The sequence below is a fragment of the Pseudomonas sp. WS 5532 genome (genome assembly GCF_012985445.1).
In the GTDB taxonomy this organism is placed as follows: Bacteria; Pseudomonadota; Gammaproteobacteria; order Pseudomonadales; family Pseudomonadaceae; genus Aquipseudomonas; species Aquipseudomonas edaphica.
The window spans coordinates 72320-89207 of the sequence record NZ_JAAQWK010000002.1 but is presented as its reverse complement, the minus strand read 5'-3'; the positions used below and the strand labels follow the sequence as shown (position 1 = coordinate 89207).

Sequence of the window (16888 nt, the reverse complement as noted above, 5' to 3'; positions counted from 1 at the left end):
AGTTCATCGCATGCTGACCCTGGGAAATATCTTCGTGTTGATGCTGTTGGCGACCGGTGCCGCCTGGGTGTGGCACAACCACGGCCTGCGCGAACGGGCGCTGGAGCGGGTCAAGCAGCATTGCGCCAAACTGGATATCGAACTGCTCGACGGCGCAGTGGCGTTAAAACGCATCGGTTTTGTGAAAGATGCCAATGGTCGACGGCGTCTGGCACGCATTTACAACTTTGAGTTCACCGTGACCGGCGAAGCCCGCCACCCCGGGACTATCACTCAGTTTGGCGCCCACAGCGCGCAGATCGAATTGGCGCCCTACCCGTTCGAGATCAAGACACCGCAGCCCAGCGCCGAAGTCATCGAGCTGAGCCAATGGCGCCAGGACCACGCCAGCAAGACCCGTCACTGACGGCACGCGGCCAGCGTACTCTGTAGCCCAGCCACGTCCTGTGGCTGGCTGAAGATCAATTCAATACGTGAATCGCGGCGCCACTCGCTGGGTTGCCAGGCGAGTGGACCATTATCCACAGCGTTAGCGGACACCCAGGTATCGCCGCTGTGGATAACCAGCTTGGCACGGCGCCATTCAAGGCCAGAAAGCCAGCTGTGCAGGCGCGCAATGTCGAACGACTGGCTCGGATACCAGCGCCAACCGATACTCCAGCCACCTTCCTGGGCCTGGCTCAGGCAAATGGGCAACGCAGGATCAACCCAGACGGCCGGCATCTGTACCACACCTTTGGGCACCTCGAAGTTATCCACAGCTGCGCCAGCCTGTGCATCCAGGCCGGGCAATTGCTTGAGCGGCAACTGCGCCTGGCGTGTCCAGTAAATCGGGCAAGCAGGCAGTTGCTGTTCTATGGCCTGGCGCTGTGCGGCATCCAACGATTCATCTTTGTTCAATACCAACAAACCGGCGCTGGCCAGCGCTTCCTGCTGCGCTTGCGGCAAAGCTTTGCCCGCTGCCAATGCTTGGGCATCCAATACCAACACACACGGCTGAACCGCGAGCACGCCCTGCCATGGCGCCTCGCGCAACTGCTTGAGCAACTGCGCCGGATGCCCCAGGCCCGAGGGCTCGATAAACAGCCGATCCGGCTTGGCCCTACGCAACAGGCGGCCAAGCCCTACCTGGAACGGTGCACCATTCACACAGCACAAACAGCCACCGGCGACTTCGCCCAGCGCAATGCCGTCGTCGTCCTGTGTTAGCAAGGCAGCGTCCAGGCCGATTTGCCCGAACTCATTGATCAACACGGCCCAGCGCTCGTTGGCCGGGCGTTGAGCCAGCAGCTGTTTGATCAGGCTGGTCTTGCCGGCGCCCAAAGGCCCGGCAATCACGTGGGTGGGAATGTTCTGCAGCATTGGGCTTCATTCAGGCCGGGTAGAGCGCTTGATCCTACGCGGTTATGCGAGCCAATCCAGTGTCAGGATCAACCGGCGCTCGTCGGCCTTGAGTGCGGGTGAGCGATGGATCAAGCCATGGTTCTCGTTACCGTGCCATTTTGTGCCCTTGAGCAGAGCCACTTCGCCGCAGTGGACCTGCTCGATGCGCTCGGTGGGTTCCGCGTCGGGCTGGCTGAGTTTACGCCGGTCCATCACGCCTTCGCGCAGCCACTGGCTGCCGATCCCGGCGTAGGTGGTGATCAGTCGAACCGGCACATGGTCGACGTGAAAACGCGGGCACATGGCCTTGTCCAACAGCCGCAAACGCACGCCAATCCTCTTGGCACCGAGCAGGCAAGCAAACGCGCTGACCAGCCAGGACACATCGGCGATAAAGCCTTCGTAACCTTCAAGATCACGGCAACTGGAGGCCAAACCCTGCAAATTGGGCACAGCCTCCTCATTGTCGAGCTCAATCACCAAGGAATCCGCCAACGGCTCATTGAGCGCCACCAGCAAGGCGCCAAATTCGGCGATATGCAGGGGCAACTGGCGCTGCCACAGCGCCAGGTTGACGTCGTTTTCGAGGATGTCCGACAGCGCCAGCGGGGTTTCACCACGGGTTTGCCGGATCACCGGGCGTAAGGGGATTACCGGGGCCAGCATCAGGCTACCTGCTCATACCAAGGGCCAAAAGGGTCGGCCAACTGGCGCCAGCCTTCGACGCCCTGGGCCATTTCTTCATCGTTAAGCAAGCACGCGTCCAGCTCGGCGCGCATCTGCGCGAAGTCGATGTTTTGCCCGATAAACACCAGTTCCTGGCGGCAGTCGCCGGTACTCAATTGCCAGTTGCCCATGATCGCCGCTACGCTTTCTTCGTCTTGCGGCCACTGGCTTTTCGGCACAAAACGCCACCAGCGCCCGGCAAAACCATGGCGCATCAAGCCACCGGCCTGGGACCAACTGCCGGCATCCTGATGCTTGCTCGCCAGCCAGAAAAAGCCCTTGGAGCGCAGCAGTTTGCCGTTCACCCACGGGCGATCGATAAAGTCGAAGAAACGCTGCGGATGAAACGGGCGACGCGCGCGGTAAGCGATGGAGGCGATGCCATATTCTTCGGTTTCCGGCACGTGCTCACCGCGCAACTCCTGCAACCAGCCCGGCGCTTGCGCTGCGCGTTCGAAGTCGAACCGGCCGGTGTTGAGGATCTTGTTCAGCGGCACTTCGCCCATCACCATCGGGATGATTTCCGCCTGGGCATTGAGGCGCTCAAGGATGGCCATCAACTCCTCGCGTTCGCGGCTACTGATCAGGTCGATCTTGCTGATCAGGATCACGTCGGCGAATTCGATCTGCTCGATGAGCAAATCGGTGATGGAGCGCTCGTCGTCTTCGCCCAGGGTTTCACCCCGGGAAGCGAGGCTTTCGGCAGCTTGGTAATCGAGCAGGAAATTCATGCCGTCGACCACGGTGACCATGGTGTCCAGGCGTGCGATATCGGCCAGGCTTTGCTCGTTTTCATCACGGAACGTGAAGGTTTCGGCCACGGGCAGCGGCTCGGAAATGCCGGTGGACTCGATCAACAGGTAATCGAAGCGCCCTTCCTTGGCGAGCTTTGTGACTTCTTCCAGCAAGTCTTCACGCAAGGTGCAGCAGATGCAGCCGTTGCTCATCTCCACCAGTTTTTCTTCGGAGCGATTCAGCGTGACGTCGCGCTGAACCTCACTGCCGTCGATATTGATTTCACTCATGTCGTTGACGATCACCGCCACCCGCAGGTTTTCGCGGTTGCGCAGAACGTAGTTGAGCAGCGTGCTTTTACCAGCGCCGAGAAAGCCGGACAGCACGGTAACGGGAAGGCGATTAGTCATCAGGTAATCCTCATCAGGGTTGGCCGGTCAAATCGCCCGTTTATGGCGTTCGCGCAGCTCTTCACGTTCTTTGGCTTCGATAGACAGGGTGGCAGTGGGGCGCAGCAGCAGGCGTTGCAGGCCGATGGGCTCGCCGGTTTCGCGACACCAGCCGTATTCGCCGCGGGCCAGCAGTTCGAGGGCATCGTCGATCTTGTCCAAGAGCTTTTTTTCACGCTCCAGCAGGCGCAGCTGCCACTGGCGCTGCTCTTCGGCGCTGCCGATATCGGCCAGGTCGCTGTTGGTTTCCTGCTCGCGCAGCACCAGGAATTCAGCCTCGATACGCGCCTGCAGTTCGTAGCGCTGCGTCAGCAGCAGCGCTCGGAAGAAGCCTTGCTGAGCGTCATTCATGTAATCGGCGGGCAGTTGGGCCAGGAGCTCTTGTTCAGTCATGGGAAGCGGTTCACGGGTCAGGCTGTTTTTTAATGTTATAGTATAACAACACAAATAAGCCAATCCCCGCTTGCTCACCACGACGAAGGGCGCAATGCTGGAACACTTTCTTGCCCGAGAGGCACTATGAAATACCTGGTGTATGCCCTGTTATTGGGCGTGGCAGGATCTGCCTGCGCGCAAACGCCGAGCCTGCTGGCGAGCTGCACGCGCAGCGCTAATTTGCTGGCCTGCGTAGACCCGCTGGGCAATGCCTACAGCGTGGCGACGGTTGGCAGCACCACGTATTTGCGCGGTTTTGAAGTGATCGGCAAACGCTATTGGGCACAAACCAGTAGCCGCTATGGGCAGCTGACATTCTTTACCGGGTTGGCGTCCGATGGTGAGGCGTGGGTCGGCTACACGCGCCGCGTGGGCTGGACCACCATCAACCGGTTTTCCAGTTCGGGTGGCGCCAGCGCCAAGTTCACGTGCAGCCGTATAGCCGGCTGTTAGACCTGGCCGCTCTTCTGTTCCTGAACCCAGGCCATGTAGCTGTTCATCGGCGGGTTCTTCTCGAAGTATTTTTTCAGGCCGTCGAACAGGCCATCCGCCACGGCTTGTTGATGACGCGCCGTCACCAGCCGCTGGGCGTCCCGAGTGTTGGAGATAAACCCGGTTTCCACCAGGATCGACGGCACGTCAGGTGATTTGAGCACCGCAAACCCGGCTTGCTCCACGCGCTTCTGGTGCAACGTGGTGATGCTTTGCAGGCTGCCCAACACCGAGCTGCCCAGTTGCAGGCTGGAGGCGATGGTGGCGTTCATCGACATATCGAGAATTACCCCGGCGAGCATCGGATCCTTGTCCTTGAGGTTGAGCAATGTCGTGGCGCCCAACAGGTCGGCGCCGTTTTCGCGCTGCGCCATGAAGCGCGCGGTGGCGGAGGTGGCACCGCCTTCGGACAACGCATACACCGAAGCCCCGGAGGCAGTGAGGCGTGGCGCGGCGTCGGCATGCACCGAGATAAACATATCGGCCTTGTGCTGACGGGCGATGTCCACGCGCTTGCGCAGCGGCACGAAGAAGTCGTCGTTGCGCACCAGCTTCACGTCAAAGCCCTTCTCGCGCTTCAAGCGTTTGGCCAGCAGTTGGGCGATGGACAGCACCACATCCTTTTCGCGCTGACCCTTGGAGCCGATGGCGCCAGGGTCTTTGCCGCCGTGGCCAGGGTCGACCACCACGATGATGTCGCGCTTGGGGTGCGCTTTATCTACTGGAGCCACCAGCGGCGCCGGCTGCGCAGCAATCTGGCGCGGCGCGTGGGTGGCGTTGGTCAGGTCGAGTACCAGGCGATGGCCTTGACCATCCTGTGGCGGCAATAAAAAGCTGTTGAGCTGCATCGGCGAGGCCAGGTCCAGCACGATGCGCGTATCGCTCTTGCCGAAATGCCCCGAACGAATCGAAGTAATCCCACTGTCCTTCAGCGCCAACTGCGAAAAATCACCACTGAGCCCGGCGCCGCTCAGGTCGATGATCACGCGCTCCGGCGACGTCAGGGAGAAGGTCTTGTATTGCACCGGGCCGCTGAGGTCGAACACCAGCCGCAGTTTGTCGTCGGAGCGCCACAAGCGCGCATTACGAATCTGTGTGGCGAACGCCCCCAATGGAAAGGTGAACAGAGGGCTGACCAGCAGCAGATTGAGAAGCTGACGTCTGTGCATGAAAAACACCGCAAATAAAGGAGCGTCCCTGCTCGACATGACTGAAGAAAGACTGGAACAGAAAAATCATCGTCGACTTAATAGTTATAATATAACATGTCTTTTTATTTCCAACGATGGACCTGCTCATGAACGCGCTGACTCTGCCGGATATCGCCGCGCAGGCATCACGGCAAGCCTTGCCACTCGACTGGGTGGGCATGTGCGGCATCGCCCTGCCAATCCTCATCGACGGCCAACGCCTGGCTGCCACCGCCGATGCTGGCGTAAGCCTGGACGATGGCGAGGCCCGTGGCATTCATATGTCGCGCCTGTACCTGGCTTTGGAAATGCTCGACCAGCAGCTTCTTACACCTGCACTTCTGCGTAATGTACTGCAGCGTTTTCTCGAGAGTCATGAAGGATTATCTAAGAACGCCTACTTGCGTATTCACACGGATTTGTTACTCAAACGCCCGGCCTTGGTCAGCCCGCTGGCCGGTTGGAAAGGCTACCCGGTGTGCATCGAAGCGCGTCTGGAAAACCAGATGTTCCACGTGGAACTAAAAATTGACGTTACTTATTCCTCAACCTGCCCTTGCTCAGCTGCGCTCGCCAGGCAGTTGATTCAGCAGCAATTTCTCCAAGACTTCGGCAACACGCCGTTGCAGCACGAAGACGTATTGACCTGGCTCGGCAGCGCCAACGGCATCGTCGCCACACCTCACAGCCAGCGCAGCAGCGCCCAACTGTCGATCCAACTGGACGCCAGCCAGAACACGCTGCCGCTAACAGACCTGATCGACACAGTCGAAGCCGCCCTCGGTACCGCCGTGCAAACCGCAGTAAAACGTGCGGACGAACAAGCCTTCGCCTTGGCCAATGGGCAGAACCTGATGTTCTGCGAAGACGCCGCCCGCCGCCTGAACCTCGCCTTGAAACGCTCGGATGCCGTCAAAGCCTTCCACCTGAAAGTGATCCACGCCGAAAGCCTGCACGCGCACGATGCCGTGGCTGAAAGCCGCTGGACGAGAGACTCTGCATGATCACCTGCAACGCTTTGCGCTGGGGCGCACCCGGGCAACCGCTCACCCCTGCGCTGGATTTGTGCCTGGAAAAAGGCAGCCTCACCGGCATCATTGGCGCCAACGGCACGGGCAAGAGCAGCCTGCTCAAAGTCATCGCTGGGTTGCAAAAGCCGTTGGCGGGCAACGTCTGCGTGGATGTTCCACGCCGTGGCGGCTTGTCGTTCCTGCCGCAGCAGCAACACCTGGACCGGCAGTTTCCGATCAGCCTGCAAGAGTTGGTGGCTGCCGGATTCTGGGGCACCAAACTCACCCCGGAACAACGCAGCCAGCGCCTGCAAGCCGTGTTGGAAGACTGGTGCCTCAGCGGCCTGGAGCATCGACCGTTGATGGCTTTGTCTGGCGGCGAACTGCAACGCGCGCTGCTGGCACGCATGAGCCTGGCTGAAGCGCCGGTGCTGCTACTCGATGAACCTCACGCCGCCCTCGACGAAGAAGGCCAGGCGCTGTGTTGGAAACATGTACACGCCTGGCACGATGAAGGCCGCACGGTGGTGATCGTGTGCCACGACCTCGCCTCCGTGCGCCACCACACTCAGCAAGTAGTGCAAATCAAAAGCTCTGGCTGCGTATTTGGCCCCAGTAAAGAACTGATCCGCCCGCAACCTCAAATGCAGGTGGCCTGATGCACTTCGCCGCCCAATTGTGGATGCCGTTTCAAGATTTCGTTTTCATGCGCCGCGCCCTCATCGGCGGGCTGGTGCTTGCGTGCAGCACCGCGCCGTTGGGCGTGTTTTTGATTCTGCGGCGCATGAGCCTGATCGGTGACGCCGTTGCCCACGGCATCCTGCCCGGCGCCGCACTCGGCTTCTGGTTCGCCGGCATCAGCCTGCCTGCACTGACCATCGGCGGCCTCGGCGCTGGGCTGAGCATGGCCGGATTGTCGGCGTGGATCACCCGCCGCACCGGCCTGCGCGAAGACGCCAGCCTCGCGGCCATCTACCCCATTTCGCTCGCCGCGGGTGTGCTGATCCTGGGCATCGCCGGCAAGCGCCTGGACCTCTTGCACCTGCTATTTGGCTCCGCCCTGGCGGTGGATGAAACCACCCTCACCGGCATGCTCTGGGTCTCGGGTTTCAGCCTGATCGCCATGGGCCTGATCTACAAACCGCTGCTGCTGGACACCCTTGACCCGCTGTTCCTGCAAACCGTCAGCCGCCTCGGCCCACTCGCCCACGGGTTATTCCTGACCCTGGTGGTGCTGAACCTGGTGATCGGCTTCCAGGCCATCGGCGCGTTGATGGTGGTGGGGTTGATGATGTTGCCGGCGATTGCTTCACGCTTCTGGAGCCGGCGCCTGCCGGTGTTGATTGCGGTATCGGCGGTGCTGGGATGCCTGTCGGTGTGGTTTGGTTTGCTGCTGTCGTTCTACTACTCACTGCCCAGCGGCCCGGCCATCGTGCTGGTGGCTGGCGGCGGGTATCTGCTGTCCGTGGTTTTCGGCCCGGTGCACGGCTTGCTGCGCCGCCCGCCCTCTCTTACATCCCAATGAGGTGTTTCCCGATGCGCGCTTTACTCGTGCTGTTCAGTCTTCTGCTGCCCTTGTCGATGGCCCAGGCCGCCGACAAACTCGAAGTGGTCACCAGCTTCAGTATTCTCGATGACATCACCCACCAGATCGGTGGCGACCACATCCAGATCAGCAACATGGTCGGCCCGGACTCCGACGCCCACACCTATGAGCCGACGCCGGACGATGCCAAGGCGCTGCTCAAGGCCAAGGTCATCATCAAAAACGGCCTGGGCTTCGAGCCCTGGTTGGACCGCCTGGTCACCAGCACCGAAACCAAAGCCACGGTGGTCACCGCCAGCAAGGGCGTGATCTCCCACACCATGGAAGAAGACGGCGAAACCATCCCGGACCCGCACGCCTGGCACAACCTGGCCAACGCCGAAATCTATGTGAACAACATCACCAAGGCACTGGTGGCGGCCGACCCGGCCAACAAGGCTGACTATCTGCGTAACAGCCAGACCTACCTGAAAGAAATCTACCGTTTGCTGGCCGAAGCCAAGACCAAGTTCGGCGCGCTGCCAGCCGGTAACCGTCGCATCGTCACCTCCCATGATGCCTTTGGTTACCTGGGCCAGGCCTACGGCATCCAGTTCCTTGCACCGCAAGGGCTGTCAACCGAACGCGAACCTTCGGCTGCCGAAGTCGCTGCGCTGATCACCCAGATCCGCAAGGACAAGGTCAAAGCCGTGTTCATGGAAAACATCAAGGACTCGCGCCTGCTCAAGCAGATCGCTGACGAAAGCGGCGCGCAGATCGGCGGCACGCTGTACTCCGACGCCCTCGCCGCCGAAGGCCCGGCCAGCACCTTTACCGGTCTGTTTGAGTACAACCTCAACACCTTGTGCGCCGCCCTGAGCAAGCCATGACACTGAGCATGCTCGACCTGGAAGAGGCTGCCCTTGGCAGCCGCTTTCCACTCGAACCCGTGCTCGACGCCCTGCCGTGGAACAGCGATGGCCTGATTGCAGCCATCGCCCAGCAACACGGCAGCGGCGAGGTGCTGATGCTGGCCTGGATGAATCGCCAGGCCCTCAGCGAAACCCTGGCCAGCGGGCACGTCTGCTACTGGTCACGCTCGCGCCAGCAACTGTGGCGCAAAGGCGAAAGCTCTGGCCATTGGCAACAGTTGATTGAGGCACGCCTGGATTGTGATGGCGATGCCGTGCTGTTGATCGTCGACCAACAAGGCCCGGCCTGCCACACCGGGCGGCCGACTTGCTTCTACAACGCCATCGATGGCAACCACGTCCACATCATCACGGAGCCTGTTGCATGATCCGCAAGAACCCTTCCGGCGATCTGCCGGTGATTGCCGAGTCGGCCTACGTCGACAAGACCGCGATCATCTGCGGCAAGGTCATCATTGGCGAGAACGTGTTCGTCGGCCCCTACGCCGTGATCCGCGCCGACGAAGTCGACGCCACCGGCAAAATGGACCCGATCACCATCGGCGCCAACTCCAACATTCAGGACGGTGTGGTGATCCACTCCAAGTCCGGCGCGGCGGTGACGATTGGCGAGTTTACGTCTATTGCGCATCGCTCCATCGTCCACGGCCCCTGCACCGTCGGCGACCGCGTTTTCATCGGTTTTAACAGCGTGCTGTTCAACTGCGCCGTCGGCGACGGCTGCGTGGTGCGCCACAACTCGGTGGTCGACGGCCGCGACTTGCCCGCCGCCTTCTACGTGCCCTCCACCACCCGCATCGGCCCCAATACCGACCTGTCGCAATTCCCGCCGGTGAGTGTCAGCGCCTCGGAGTTTTCCGAAGACGTCGCGCGTACCAACGTCGACCTTGTGCGTGGTTACAAAGCCCTGCAAAACGAGTTCTGAGCCATGAGCCGCCTGCTGATCCGCAACGCCCGCCTGGTCAATGAAGGCCAGGAATTCGACGCCGATGTGCTGGTCGCCAACGGCCGCATCGAAAAGATCGCCGGCAGCCTTGAAGGCTACAACGAGCCAGTGGAAATCGACGCCCAAGGCCAATGGCTGCTGCCGGGCATGATCGACGACCAGGTACACTTTCGCGAACCTGGCGCGCCGGACAAAGGCAGCTTCTACAGCGAATCCCGCGCAGCAGTGGCCGGTGGCATCACCAGTTTCATGGACATGCCCAACACCAGCCCGGCCACGCTGAACCTGGAAGCACTGGCCGATAAAAAGCGCCGCGCCGCGTTGCACTCGGTGGCCAACTACGGCTTTCACTTCGGCGTGAGCAACGACAACCTCGACGTGGTTGCCGCCCTCGACCCGCGTGAAGTGGCCGGGGTCAAAGTGTTCATGGGCGCCTCCACCGGCAATATGCTGGTGGACGACCCACGGATTCTGGAGCGGCTGTTTGCGCAAGTGCCGACCATCCTGCTCGCCCACTGCGAACACACGCCGAGCATCCTGGCCAATGAGCAACGCCTGCGCGAGCGTTTCGGCGAGCACATCCCTGCGGTCGCCCACCCGCTGATCCGCGATGCCGAAGCCTGTTATCGCTCGTCGTCTTTTGCCGTGGAATTGGCCAAGCGCCATGGCACGCGCCTGCATGTGCTGCACCTGACCAGTGCCCGCGAACTGGCATTGTTCGAAGACAAACCCTTGGCCGAAAAGCGCATCACTGCCGAAGTCTGCCTGCACCACCTGCTGTTCGATGACCGCGACTACCATCGCCTCGGCCACCAGATTAAATGCAACCCGGCGATCAAGACCCGCGCCGACCGCGACGCGTTGCGCCTGGCCTTGTTGAGTGATCGTCTGGATGTGATTGGCACTGACCATGCGCCGCATACCTGGGCGCAAAAACAGTTGGGCTATCGTGAAGCGCCGTCCGGGTTGCCGCTGGTGCAGCACGCGTTGCCGGCGTTATTGGAATTGGTCATCGACGGGCATTTACCCCTGGCCACGCTGGTGGCAAAAACCAGTCACCGGGTGGCCGATTTATTCGCCATCCCGGACCGTGGTTACTTGCGTGAAGGCTATTGGGCCGACCTGGTGCTGATCAAACCCGAGCCCGAAGGCAAACCGGTGAGCAGCCAGCCGATCCTCGCCCGCTGTGGCTGGACACCCTTCGCCGAACGCAGCTTTCGCCACAGCGTGAGCACCACACTGGTGTCCGGCCACCTGGCGTGGCACAACGGCCAGGTGGTCGACAGCTGCCAGGGCTTGCCCTTGCATTTTCTGCGCTGACCGACGCCAGCGGGCTTGCCCTAATACCATTCAGTCAAGAAGGCTGAAGGGTAAAAAGTAACCTGTGGCGAGGGAGCTTGCTCCCGTTGGACTGCGCAGCAGTCCCATGCTTTTAAAGCAAAGAGCAGGGGCCTCTTCGCGGCCCAGCGGGAGCAAGCTCCCTCGCCACAGAGAAGGTGGCAACCTTCAATAGTTGTGCACCTGTGCTGCGATCAAGCCAACTCCCACAGCTTAAGCGCGGGGTTTTACCGTACCGCAATCGTTGCCCAGCCACTGGGCGTGGGTGTCCAGACTGCCCTTCTGCTGGACGCCGGTGGCATTGAAAGTACCGTTTACCTTGGTAGTGAATTCCTGCTGGCTCTGGAAGGTTGCAACGCCAGTGCCTTGGGCTTTCGGGCAACTGAAACGGAATTTCCATTGGTTGCCGGTCTTGTCGGTCACTTCCTGTTTGCAGCCCGATTGCGGGTCGGTCAGCGGGATCGAATCCGAGGCGACCTGGGCAGGCGTCAGGCATACCTGCACGCCTTTACCGGCCATGGTGATGCCCTGTTTTTCCAGCATCGCACGCTGCTCCGGGGTCATCTGTTGCTTGAGCTGACCGAGGATCAGCGACAGGTCCGGCAAATCCTGGTTATCGACTTTCATATTGCTGGTGGTCAATTCCCACAAGCCCGGCGCCAGCATCTGCGCCTGAGCCGCCACGGGCAGCGTCAATCCAACAACCATGGCCAAACCAAGCAGACGAGCATTCATCGGGTAACTCCTGGGTAATTGTGGGCGTTAGACGCCGCAAAGCCGCCAGTGTTGCACGGCAAATAAAATAGCGACATTCGCCGTGGAACATGGTCTGTTAGGCACTCGATTGCCTGGAGTGATGTCGTTCATGGATTTTTTTGGCCCGCACCTGCTCGCCTACTTCATTGCCACGCTGCACTTTCTCGGGACGCTGGCCGCGATCCACGCGGTACTGACGGTCAGGACCGCCCAAGGCTCGATCGCCTGGGCCTTGTCGCTGATGTTCATGCCTTACCTGACGCTGATCCCATACCTGATCTTCGGCCGCAGCACCTTCGACGCGTACATCCAGGCACGTCGGCAGGCCAACCAGGAAATGCACACCGCCATCACCGAGCTGAACTGGCGCCCCTGGGTCGATGAAGCCCTGGCCGCGCGCAACTCCAGCGCCTACGGTTCCTTGCGCGCCATGCCCAAACTGGGACGCATGCCGTGCCTGGCCAATAATGAAGTGCGTTTGCTGATCAATGGTGAGGCCACTTTCAGCGCGATTTTCGACGCCATTCGCAATGCCAAAACTGCGGTGCTGTTCCAGTTTTTCATCATTCATGACGACGAGCTTGGCAGACAGCTGCATGCACTGCTGAAGGAAAAAGCTGCCGAAGGTGTAGACATTCACGTGCTCTACGACCGCATCGGCAGCCACGCCCTGCCCCACCGTTATGTGCAATCGCTGCGCGACGCTGGGGTCAAAGTCAAAGCGTTCGCCACCCGCAGCGGCTGGCTCAACCGTTTCCAGGTCAACTTTCGCAACCATCGCAAAATCGTGGTGGTGGACGGCATTACCGGCTTTGTCGGCGGGCACAACGTCGGCGATGAATACCTGGGCAAAAAGCCGCCGCTGGCACCGTGGCGCGACACCCATGTGCAGGTCACCGGCCCAGTGGTGGCGTGCCTGCAGGAGTCGTTTGCCGAAGACTGGTTCTGGGCGGCGCGCGAATTGCCACCGCTGATTTTGCCGGACACTTACCCCGAAGACGGCGTGCTCTGCCAATTACTCGCCAGCGGCCCGGCTGATCCGTATGAAACGTGTTCGCTGTTTTTTGTCGAAGCCATTCATGCGGCCACCGAGCGCGTGTGGATCACCAGCCCGTATTTCATCCCCGATGAAGCCGTGTTCTCGGCCTTGCGCCTGGCCGTGCTGCGCGGAGTCGACGTGCGCCTGTTACTGCCATCGCGCCCCGACCATCGCATCGTCTACGCCGCGTCCAGCCTTTATGCGATCGAAGCGGTACGCGCTGGCGTGCGGGTGTTCCGCTACAAGCCAGGCTTTTTGCATCAGAAGGTCGTGTTGGTGGACAGCGAAATCAGCGCCATCGGCAGTGCGAACATGGACAACCGTTCGTTCCGGCTGAATTTTGAAGTGATGTTGCTGACGGTGGACGAGGCGTTTGCCAGCGAAGTGGAGCAGATGCTGCTGGACGACTTCGCCCTTGCCCATGAAGTCAGCCAGGAAGAAAGCCGCGAGACTCGGCGCCTGCAACAGCTGGGCATGCGCGTGGCGCGGCTTATTTCACCCATCCTCTAAGCAACAACACCATACAACTGTTGGAGCTGGCTTGCCTGCGATGGCGGTGTGTCAGGCAACTAACCAGTCCTGATACACCGCCATCGCAGGCAAGCCAGCTCCCACAGTTTTAGATCTTCAGTGCGTCTGAATCAGCGGTAAATATCTTCCCGCGTCCACGGCAGTTCATGGCTGCCATCGGCGTGAGGCTTCACCGCCAATATCTGATGCAAATTGATCCAGCCCCGCGCAAACGCATACGCGCAACCGGCCAGGTACAGCCGCCAGATCCGCAATGCCTGCTCCGGCACCATCTTCGCCGCCGCTTCGAGGTTGTCTTCCAGGCGCTCGCTCCAGTGGTCCAGGGTGCGCGCGTAGTGCAGGCGCAGGCTTTCGACGTCGACCACCTCCAGCCCGACTTCGCTGATTTCGGCAGTCATCATCGCCAGGTGCGGCAGCTCGCCGTTAGGGAATACGTAACGCTCGATAAACTCCCCGGCGCCACGCCCCACAGGTCGACCGTCGGTGTGCTTGGCGGTGATGCCGTGGTTCATCACCAGGCCGCCTTCGCGTACCGCGCCAAACAGCGTCTTGCAATACTCCGCCAGGTTGGCGTGGCCGACGTGCTCGAACATGCCCACGCTCACTACTTTGTCGAAGCGACCGTCTTGCGGCAGGTCGCGATAGTCGAGCAGTTGCAGGTCGACCTGATCTTCCAGCCCTTCAGCCTTAACCCGTTCCCGAGCCAGCGCCAGCTGCTCCTTGCTCAAGGTAATGCCAAACACTTTGACTCCGAACTCGCGCGCCGCAAACCGCGCCAGGCCGCCCCAGCCACAGCCTACATCGAGCAAATACTCACCCGGCTGCAGCCGCAACTTGCGGCACAGATGGCGAAATTTATCTTGTTGGGCCTGGTCGATGGATTCGCTGCCGGTTTCGAAATACCCGCAGGAATACGCCATGTCCTGGTCCAGCCATAGCTGGTAGAACTCGTTGGACAGGTCGTAATGGTAGGAAATAGCCGCTGCGTCTGTAGCCTTGTCGTGGATCGAGCGCACCGGATGACTCCCCTCGTCGTCGTCGATCAGGGCGTGACTCAACTCGTCACATACCCGGATAACCTCGGAGATGGAGCCTTCCAGTTCCAACTTGCCCTCGACAAAGGCTTCGCCCAAAGCATCGAGCGTTGGATGGGTCAGCTTGGACACGACCGTGGGGTCCTTCACCACGATGGTCACACTGGGCTCGGGGCCCAAGTTGAATTCATGGCCGTCCCAGAGTCGAAGACGCAGCGGTAGCTGAAGATTCTGTAAGGCCGGTGGAAGTTGCGCGAGCATGAGTAGTCCCCCCTTGTTTCAGACGTCTGGAATGAGGGTAGACCATCAGAAGACAAAGTAGGAGGCTATCGATTTAATAGCCTTCTTCTATGGGGCTCGGCGCTCGAGCAAACCGTCCTGAATCCACTGTTTCAGCCATGTCACCGCCTGCAGTGGCGCACCCTCTGCATAAGTGACTACCAGCGCTTCGCACAGTTCTGAAAAATTCCAGCCGGTGGTCACCATTCCCGCCAAGGCACTGGCTTCCGCTGGCTCCAGGCTGCGGTAATGGCATACGTTCTGATGGCGCCATACCAGGCAAATCTGCGCCAGCTCCAGCGCGTGGCTATCGGGAAACTGCGACTCATCCTTGCTCGCCCGCCAAATGGCCACAGTATTGAAGTGACAAAGCATCTGCTGCACCGACGGTGCCAGAGTGACCTGCAACGCCGGCCATTCTTCGGGCGCCAGTTGCGCCATGGCGTCCAGACTTAGCGGCTCACCCTGCGGCGCATCAAACGCCAGGGTAAACGCCCACTCCAACCGCCCCAGTTCAGCCAGTGGCGCGCTCTGCTCAGCCACCAAGTGCTCGACGATAAACGCCGGGAACCGTTCACCCAGCCAACGCAGGCTGTAATGGGCGGACGGATAACGGCGCAAATAGGCTTCTGTCAGTAATGCGAACTCATCATCGCCGAGCCAATACCAAATGGCACCGAAGTCATGGCGCAGTACTTCCTGCAAGCGCGACAGGTAGGCGTTGTGATAAATCGCCAGGCCCGTGTCCACATCCAGGGTCGGCCCACCCAGCAAGGTCGCGGCGAAGCCACTGTTGGCGGCTGAGTCTTCAGATAACAAGTGCTGCTCAAAAGCCAACTGCCAATCGGTCAAGCGCATAACGACCTCCGGGCCAAGGCGGTCGCGCCCAGTTCACGGGCCTTGCTCAACTCGGTGAGCAGTTCTTCGAACGGTGGGAAATGGTCATCGCGTTCCAGCAAGGTCGACACCGGCCCCAGATGCTCAAGCGTCTGCTGATAAAGCGCCCAAACCGGGTCGCACACTGGATGGTCATGGGTATCGACCACATAGTCGCCGTAGTCCATATGCCCGGCCAAATGCAGCTGGCGGATACTCTCGGGCGGCAAACTACGGATAAAGGTCCAGGCATCAAACCCGTGGTTGCGCGAGCTGACATACACGTTGTTCACGTCCAGCAGCAGCTGGCACCCGGTCAGATGGGCCAGGGCATTGAGGAATTCCCACTCGGTAAATTCATCGGCCTTGGAGCGCACATAGCTGGAGACGTTTTCCAGTACCAATGGGCGCTGCAACACATCCTGCACTTGGCGCACGCGGGCAGCCACGTGGTAAAGGCTTTCTTCGGTGTAAGGCAGCGGCAGCAAATCGTGCAACTGATGGGCACTGCCGCGGCTCCAGCACAGGTGATCGGAGATCCACGCGGGCTGAATGCGCTCGGCAAGTTGTTTGATTTGTTTCAGGTAATCGCTATCGAGGGCATGCGGCCCACCGATGGACAGGGACACACCGTGCATCACCAGGGGATAACGCTCGGCTATCGCGTCCAGGTAGTACAAGGCTTTACCACCCTGGACCAGATAATTCTCGGAGATCACTTCGAACCAATCCACGGCCGGCGACTGTTCAAGGATCTGCTGGTAGTACTCACTGCGTAAACCCAGGCCGTAACCCAGACTTGTAAGGGAAGCGGACATCACACACTCCTGGGCAAAGTGCCCGCAGCGGCGGGGGGCGTCCGCTGCGGTTGCACCCGTTGCCGGTTATTCGCCGACTTTGCCACCAGCCTTGGTGCAAGCGTCTGCACTGGCCATAGCCTTGAAGCCCTGACCTTTGCACGAACCTTGACCTTTGCAAGCGTGGTCCTTGGTTTTGCAATCGTTCTGGCCTTTGCAAGCGTTGATGCCGTAGCAGTGCACAGCGGTGTCAGCGGCTTGAGCCTGAGTGACAACACCAGCAAACATGGTAGCGGCGGCCATTGCGAGGGCGGCACCAGCAGCAGCGGATTTAAAGTTCATTTTTGTATTCCTCATGATCGGTAGTGGAATCGGTCTGAACGGATTGTTCAGTCTCGACATACCACTAGAGTGA

20 protein-coding genes are annotated in these 16888 nt (G+C 60.3%); 10 read left to right on the top strand and 10 right to left on the bottom strand.

Annotation, left to right across the window (positions count from 1 at the left end):
• Positions 1 to 10: 10 nt before the first annotated feature.
• The gene (locus tag HBO23_RS04010; RefSeq protein ID WP_017135767.1) at positions 11 to 406 is read left to right on the top strand and encodes a DUF3301 domain-containing protein; all 396 of its coding nucleotides are present in this window, start codon (positions 11 to 13) and stop codon (positions 404 to 406) included.
• Here the strand turns inward: HBO23_RS04010 and HBO23_RS04005 are convergent.
• From HBO23_RS04005 to dksA, 4 genes are read right to left on the bottom strand one after another with little or no spacing between them, the layout of a single operon-like run.
• On the bottom strand, positions 400 to 1362 hold the full coding sequence (locus tag HBO23_RS04005) for a CobW family GTP-binding protein (RefSeq protein WP_170036650.1): 963 nt from the start codon (positions 1360 to 1362) through the stop codon (positions 400 to 402). The two genes, HBO23_RS04010 and HBO23_RS04005, sit on opposite strands and share 7 nt — an antisense overlap.
• A 42-nt stretch (positions 1363 to 1404) precedes the next feature.
• The gene (locus HBO23_RS04000) at positions 1405 to 2049 is read right to left on the bottom strand and encodes a DUF1826 domain-containing protein (RefSeq protein ID WP_017135765.1); all 645 of its coding nucleotides are present in this window, start codon (positions 2047 to 2049) and stop codon (positions 1405 to 1407) included.
• On the bottom strand, positions 2049 to 3254 hold the full coding sequence (gene zigA / locus HBO23_RS03995; RefSeq protein ID WP_170036648.1) for a zinc metallochaperone GTPase ZigA: 1206 nt from the start codon (positions 3252 to 3254) through the stop codon (positions 2049 to 2051). Before zigA ends, HBO23_RS04000 begins: the two co-directional genes overlap by 1 nt.
• Before the next feature lie 27 nt (positions 3255 to 3281).
• The gene (gene dksA, locus HBO23_RS03990; RefSeq protein WP_169987863.1) at positions 3282 to 3686 is read right to left on the bottom strand and encodes an RNA polymerase-binding protein DksA; all 405 of its coding nucleotides are present in this window, start codon (positions 3684 to 3686) and stop codon (positions 3282 to 3284) included.
• A gap of 126 nt (positions 3687 to 3812) precedes the next feature.
• Here dksA and HBO23_RS03985 point away from each other — a divergent pair, with 126 nt between their 5' ends.
• A complete protein-coding gene (locus HBO23_RS03985; protein ID WP_170036646.1) occupies positions 3813 to 4181 on the top strand; it encodes a glutamine synthetase in 369 nt (122 codons plus the stop codon).
• Here HBO23_RS03985 and HBO23_RS03980 read toward each other — a convergent pair.
• On the bottom strand, positions 4178 to 5389 hold the full coding sequence (locus HBO23_RS03980) for an N-acetylmuramoyl-L-alanine amidase (protein WP_099550222.1): 1212 nt from the start codon (positions 5387 to 5389) through the stop codon (positions 4178 to 4180). The two genes, HBO23_RS03985 and HBO23_RS03980, sit on opposite strands and share 4 nt — an antisense overlap.
• Positions 5390 to 5517: 128 nt before the next feature.
• Between HBO23_RS03980 and folE2 the strand changes: the two genes are divergently transcribed.
• Genes folE2 through HBO23_RS03945 form a run of 7 tightly spaced genes read left to right on the top strand, consistent with a single transcriptional unit; the run spans position 5518 to position 11143 of the window.
• Positions 5518 to 6414 carry a GTP cyclohydrolase FolE2 gene (gene folE2 / locus HBO23_RS03975; protein ID WP_170036644.1) on the top strand — a complete coding sequence of 299 codons (897 nt, stop codon included), beginning with the start codon at positions 5518 to 5520 and terminating at the stop codon, positions 6412 to 6414.
• Entirely contained in the window at positions 6411 to 7079 is a 669-nt protein-coding gene (locus tag HBO23_RS03970) for an ATP-binding cassette domain-containing protein (RefSeq protein ID WP_170036642.1), read from the top strand. The genes folE2 and HBO23_RS03970 overlap by 4 nt, the downstream gene beginning before the upstream one ends.
• Entirely contained in the window at positions 7079 to 7945 is an 867-nt protein-coding gene (locus HBO23_RS03965; protein ID WP_170036640.1) for a metal ABC transporter permease, read from the top strand. Before HBO23_RS03970 ends, HBO23_RS03965 begins: the two co-directional genes overlap by 1 nt.
• An 11-nt stretch (positions 7946 to 7956) precedes the next feature.
• The gene (locus HBO23_RS03960) at positions 7957 to 8835 is read left to right on the top strand and encodes a metal ABC transporter substrate-binding protein (protein ID WP_170036638.1); all 879 of its coding nucleotides are present in this window, start codon (positions 7957 to 7959) and stop codon (positions 8833 to 8835) included.
• The gene (gene hisI / locus HBO23_RS03955) at positions 8832 to 9245 is read left to right on the top strand and encodes a phosphoribosyl-AMP cyclohydrolase (protein WP_170036636.1); all 414 of its coding nucleotides are present in this window, start codon (positions 8832 to 8834) and stop codon (positions 9243 to 9245) included. The genes HBO23_RS03960 and hisI overlap by 4 nt, the downstream gene beginning before the upstream one ends.
• Complete coding sequence (locus tag HBO23_RS03950) at positions 9242 to 9802, top strand: DapH/DapD/GlmU-related protein (RefSeq protein WP_170036634.1); 561 nt, start codon at positions 9242 to 9244, stop codon at positions 9800 to 9802. Before hisI ends, HBO23_RS03950 begins: the two co-directional genes overlap by 4 nt.
• 3 nt (positions 9803 to 9805) lie before the next feature.
• Complete coding sequence (locus HBO23_RS03945) at positions 9806 to 11143, top strand: dihydroorotase (protein WP_170036632.1); 1338 nt, start codon at positions 9806 to 9808, stop codon at positions 11141 to 11143.
• Positions 11144 to 11374: 231 nt separating this feature from the next.
• Here the strand turns inward: HBO23_RS03945 and HBO23_RS03940 are convergent, their stop codons facing one another.
• Positions 11375 to 11896, bottom strand: coding sequence for a DUF3617 domain-containing protein (locus HBO23_RS03940; protein WP_017135754.1), 522 nt, complete (start codon positions 11894 to 11896; stop codon positions 11375 to 11377).
• Between the two features lie 130 nt (positions 11897 to 12026).
• Here HBO23_RS03940 and cls point away from each other — a divergent pair, with 130 nt between their 5' ends.
• Positions 12027 to 13466, top strand: coding sequence for a cardiolipin synthase (gene cls, locus HBO23_RS03935; RefSeq protein ID WP_017135753.1), 1440 nt, complete (start codon positions 12027 to 12029; stop codon positions 13464 to 13466).
• Positions 13467 to 13597: 131 nt separating this feature from the next.
• On the opposite strand, the gene cfaB is transcribed toward cls, so the two are convergent.
• From cfaB to HBO23_RS03915, 4 genes are all read right to left on the bottom strand, one after another.
• Positions 13598 to 14782 carry a C17 cyclopropane fatty acid synthase CfaB gene (cfaB, locus tag HBO23_RS03930; RefSeq protein WP_017135094.1) on the bottom strand — a complete coding sequence of 395 codons (1185 nt, stop codon included), beginning with the start codon at positions 14780 to 14782 and terminating at the stop codon, positions 13598 to 13600.
• Between the two features lie 87 nt (positions 14783 to 14869).
• Complete coding sequence (locus HBO23_RS03925) at positions 14870 to 15658, bottom strand: DNA-binding domain-containing protein (protein ID WP_170036630.1); 789 nt, start codon at positions 15656 to 15658, stop codon at positions 14870 to 14872.
• Complete coding sequence (locus HBO23_RS03920) at positions 15649 to 16494, bottom strand: DUF692 domain-containing protein (protein ID WP_017135096.1); 846 nt, start codon at positions 16492 to 16494, stop codon at positions 15649 to 15651. Before HBO23_RS03920 ends, HBO23_RS03925 begins: the two co-directional genes overlap by 10 nt.
• Positions 16495 to 16560: 66 nt before the next feature.
• Entirely contained in the window at positions 16561 to 16815 is a 255-nt protein-coding gene (locus HBO23_RS03915) for a membrane protein (RefSeq protein ID WP_017135097.1), read from the bottom strand.
• Between the last annotated feature and the right edge of the window lie 73 nt (positions 16816 to 16888).

Excerpts from the sequence above, each read along its gene's own strand:
- cls (WP_017135753.1), top strand. The coding sequence starts at position 12,027 with ATGGATTTTTTTGGCCCGCACCTGCTCGCCTACTTCATTGCCACGCTG.
- HBO23_RS04005 (WP_170036650.1), bottom strand. The coding sequence starts at position 1,362 with ATGCTGCAGAACATTCCCACCCACGTGATTGCCGGGCCTTTGGGCGCC.
- hisI (WP_170036636.1), top strand. The coding sequence starts at position 8,832 with ATGACACTGAGCATGCTCGACCTGGAAGAGGCTGCCCTTGGCAGCCGC.
- HBO23_RS03965 (WP_170036640.1), top strand. The coding sequence starts at position 7,079 with ATGCACTTCGCCGCCCAATTGTGGATGCCGTTTCAAGATTTCGTTTTC.
- HBO23_RS04000 (WP_017135765.1), bottom strand. The coding sequence starts at position 2,049 with ATGCTGGCCCCGGTAATCCCCTTACGCCCGGTGATCCGGCAAACCCGT.
- zigA (WP_170036648.1), bottom strand. The coding sequence starts at position 3,254 with ATGACTAATCGCCTTCCCGTTACCGTGCTGTCCGGCTTTCTCGGCGCT.
- HBO23_RS03960 (WP_170036638.1), top strand. The coding sequence starts at position 7,957 with ATGCGCGCTTTACTCGTGCTGTTCAGTCTTCTGCTGCCCTTGTCGATG.
- cfaB (WP_017135094.1), bottom strand. The coding sequence starts at position 14,782 with ATGCTCGCGCAACTTCCACCGGCCTTACAGAATCTTCAGCTACCGCTG.
- HBO23_RS03925 (WP_170036630.1), bottom strand. The coding sequence starts at position 15,658 with ATGCGCTTGACCGATTGGCAGTTGGCTTTTGAGCAGCACTTGTTATCT.
- folE2 (WP_170036644.1), top strand. The coding sequence starts at position 5,518 with ATGAACGCGCTGACTCTGCCGGATATCGCCGCGCAGGCATCACGGCAA.
- HBO23_RS04010 (WP_017135767.1), top strand. The coding sequence starts at position 11 with ATGCTGACCCTGGGAAATATCTTCGTGTTGATGCTGTTGGCGACCGGT.
- HBO23_RS03985 (WP_170036646.1), top strand. The coding sequence starts at position 3,813 with ATGAAATACCTGGTGTATGCCCTGTTATTGGGCGTGGCAGGATCTGCC.
- HBO23_RS03940 (WP_017135754.1), bottom strand. The coding sequence starts at position 11,896 with ATGAATGCTCGTCTGCTTGGTTTGGCCATGGTTGTTGGATTGACGCTG.
- HBO23_RS03945 (WP_170036632.1), top strand. The coding sequence starts at position 9,806 with ATGAGCCGCCTGCTGATCCGCAACGCCCGCCTGGTCAATGAAGGCCAG.
- dksA (WP_169987863.1), bottom strand. The coding sequence starts at position 3,686 with ATGACTGAACAAGAGCTCCTGGCCCAACTGCCCGCCGATTACATGAAT.
- HBO23_RS03970 (WP_170036642.1), top strand. The coding sequence starts at position 6,411 with ATGATCACCTGCAACGCTTTGCGCTGGGGCGCACCCGGGCAACCGCTC.
- HBO23_RS03950 (WP_170036634.1), top strand. The coding sequence starts at position 9,242 with ATGATCCGCAAGAACCCTTCCGGCGATCTGCCGGTGATTGCCGAGTCG.
- HBO23_RS03980 (WP_099550222.1), bottom strand. The coding sequence starts at position 5,389 with ATGCACAGACGTCAGCTTCTCAATCTGCTGCTGGTCAGCCCTCTGTTC.
- HBO23_RS03920 (WP_017135096.1), bottom strand. The coding sequence starts at position 16,494 with ATGTCCGCTTCCCTTACAAGTCTGGGTTACGGCCTGGGTTTACGCAGT.
- HBO23_RS03915 (WP_017135097.1), bottom strand. The coding sequence starts at position 16,815 with ATGAACTTTAAATCCGCTGCTGCTGGTGCCGCCCTCGCAATGGCCGCC.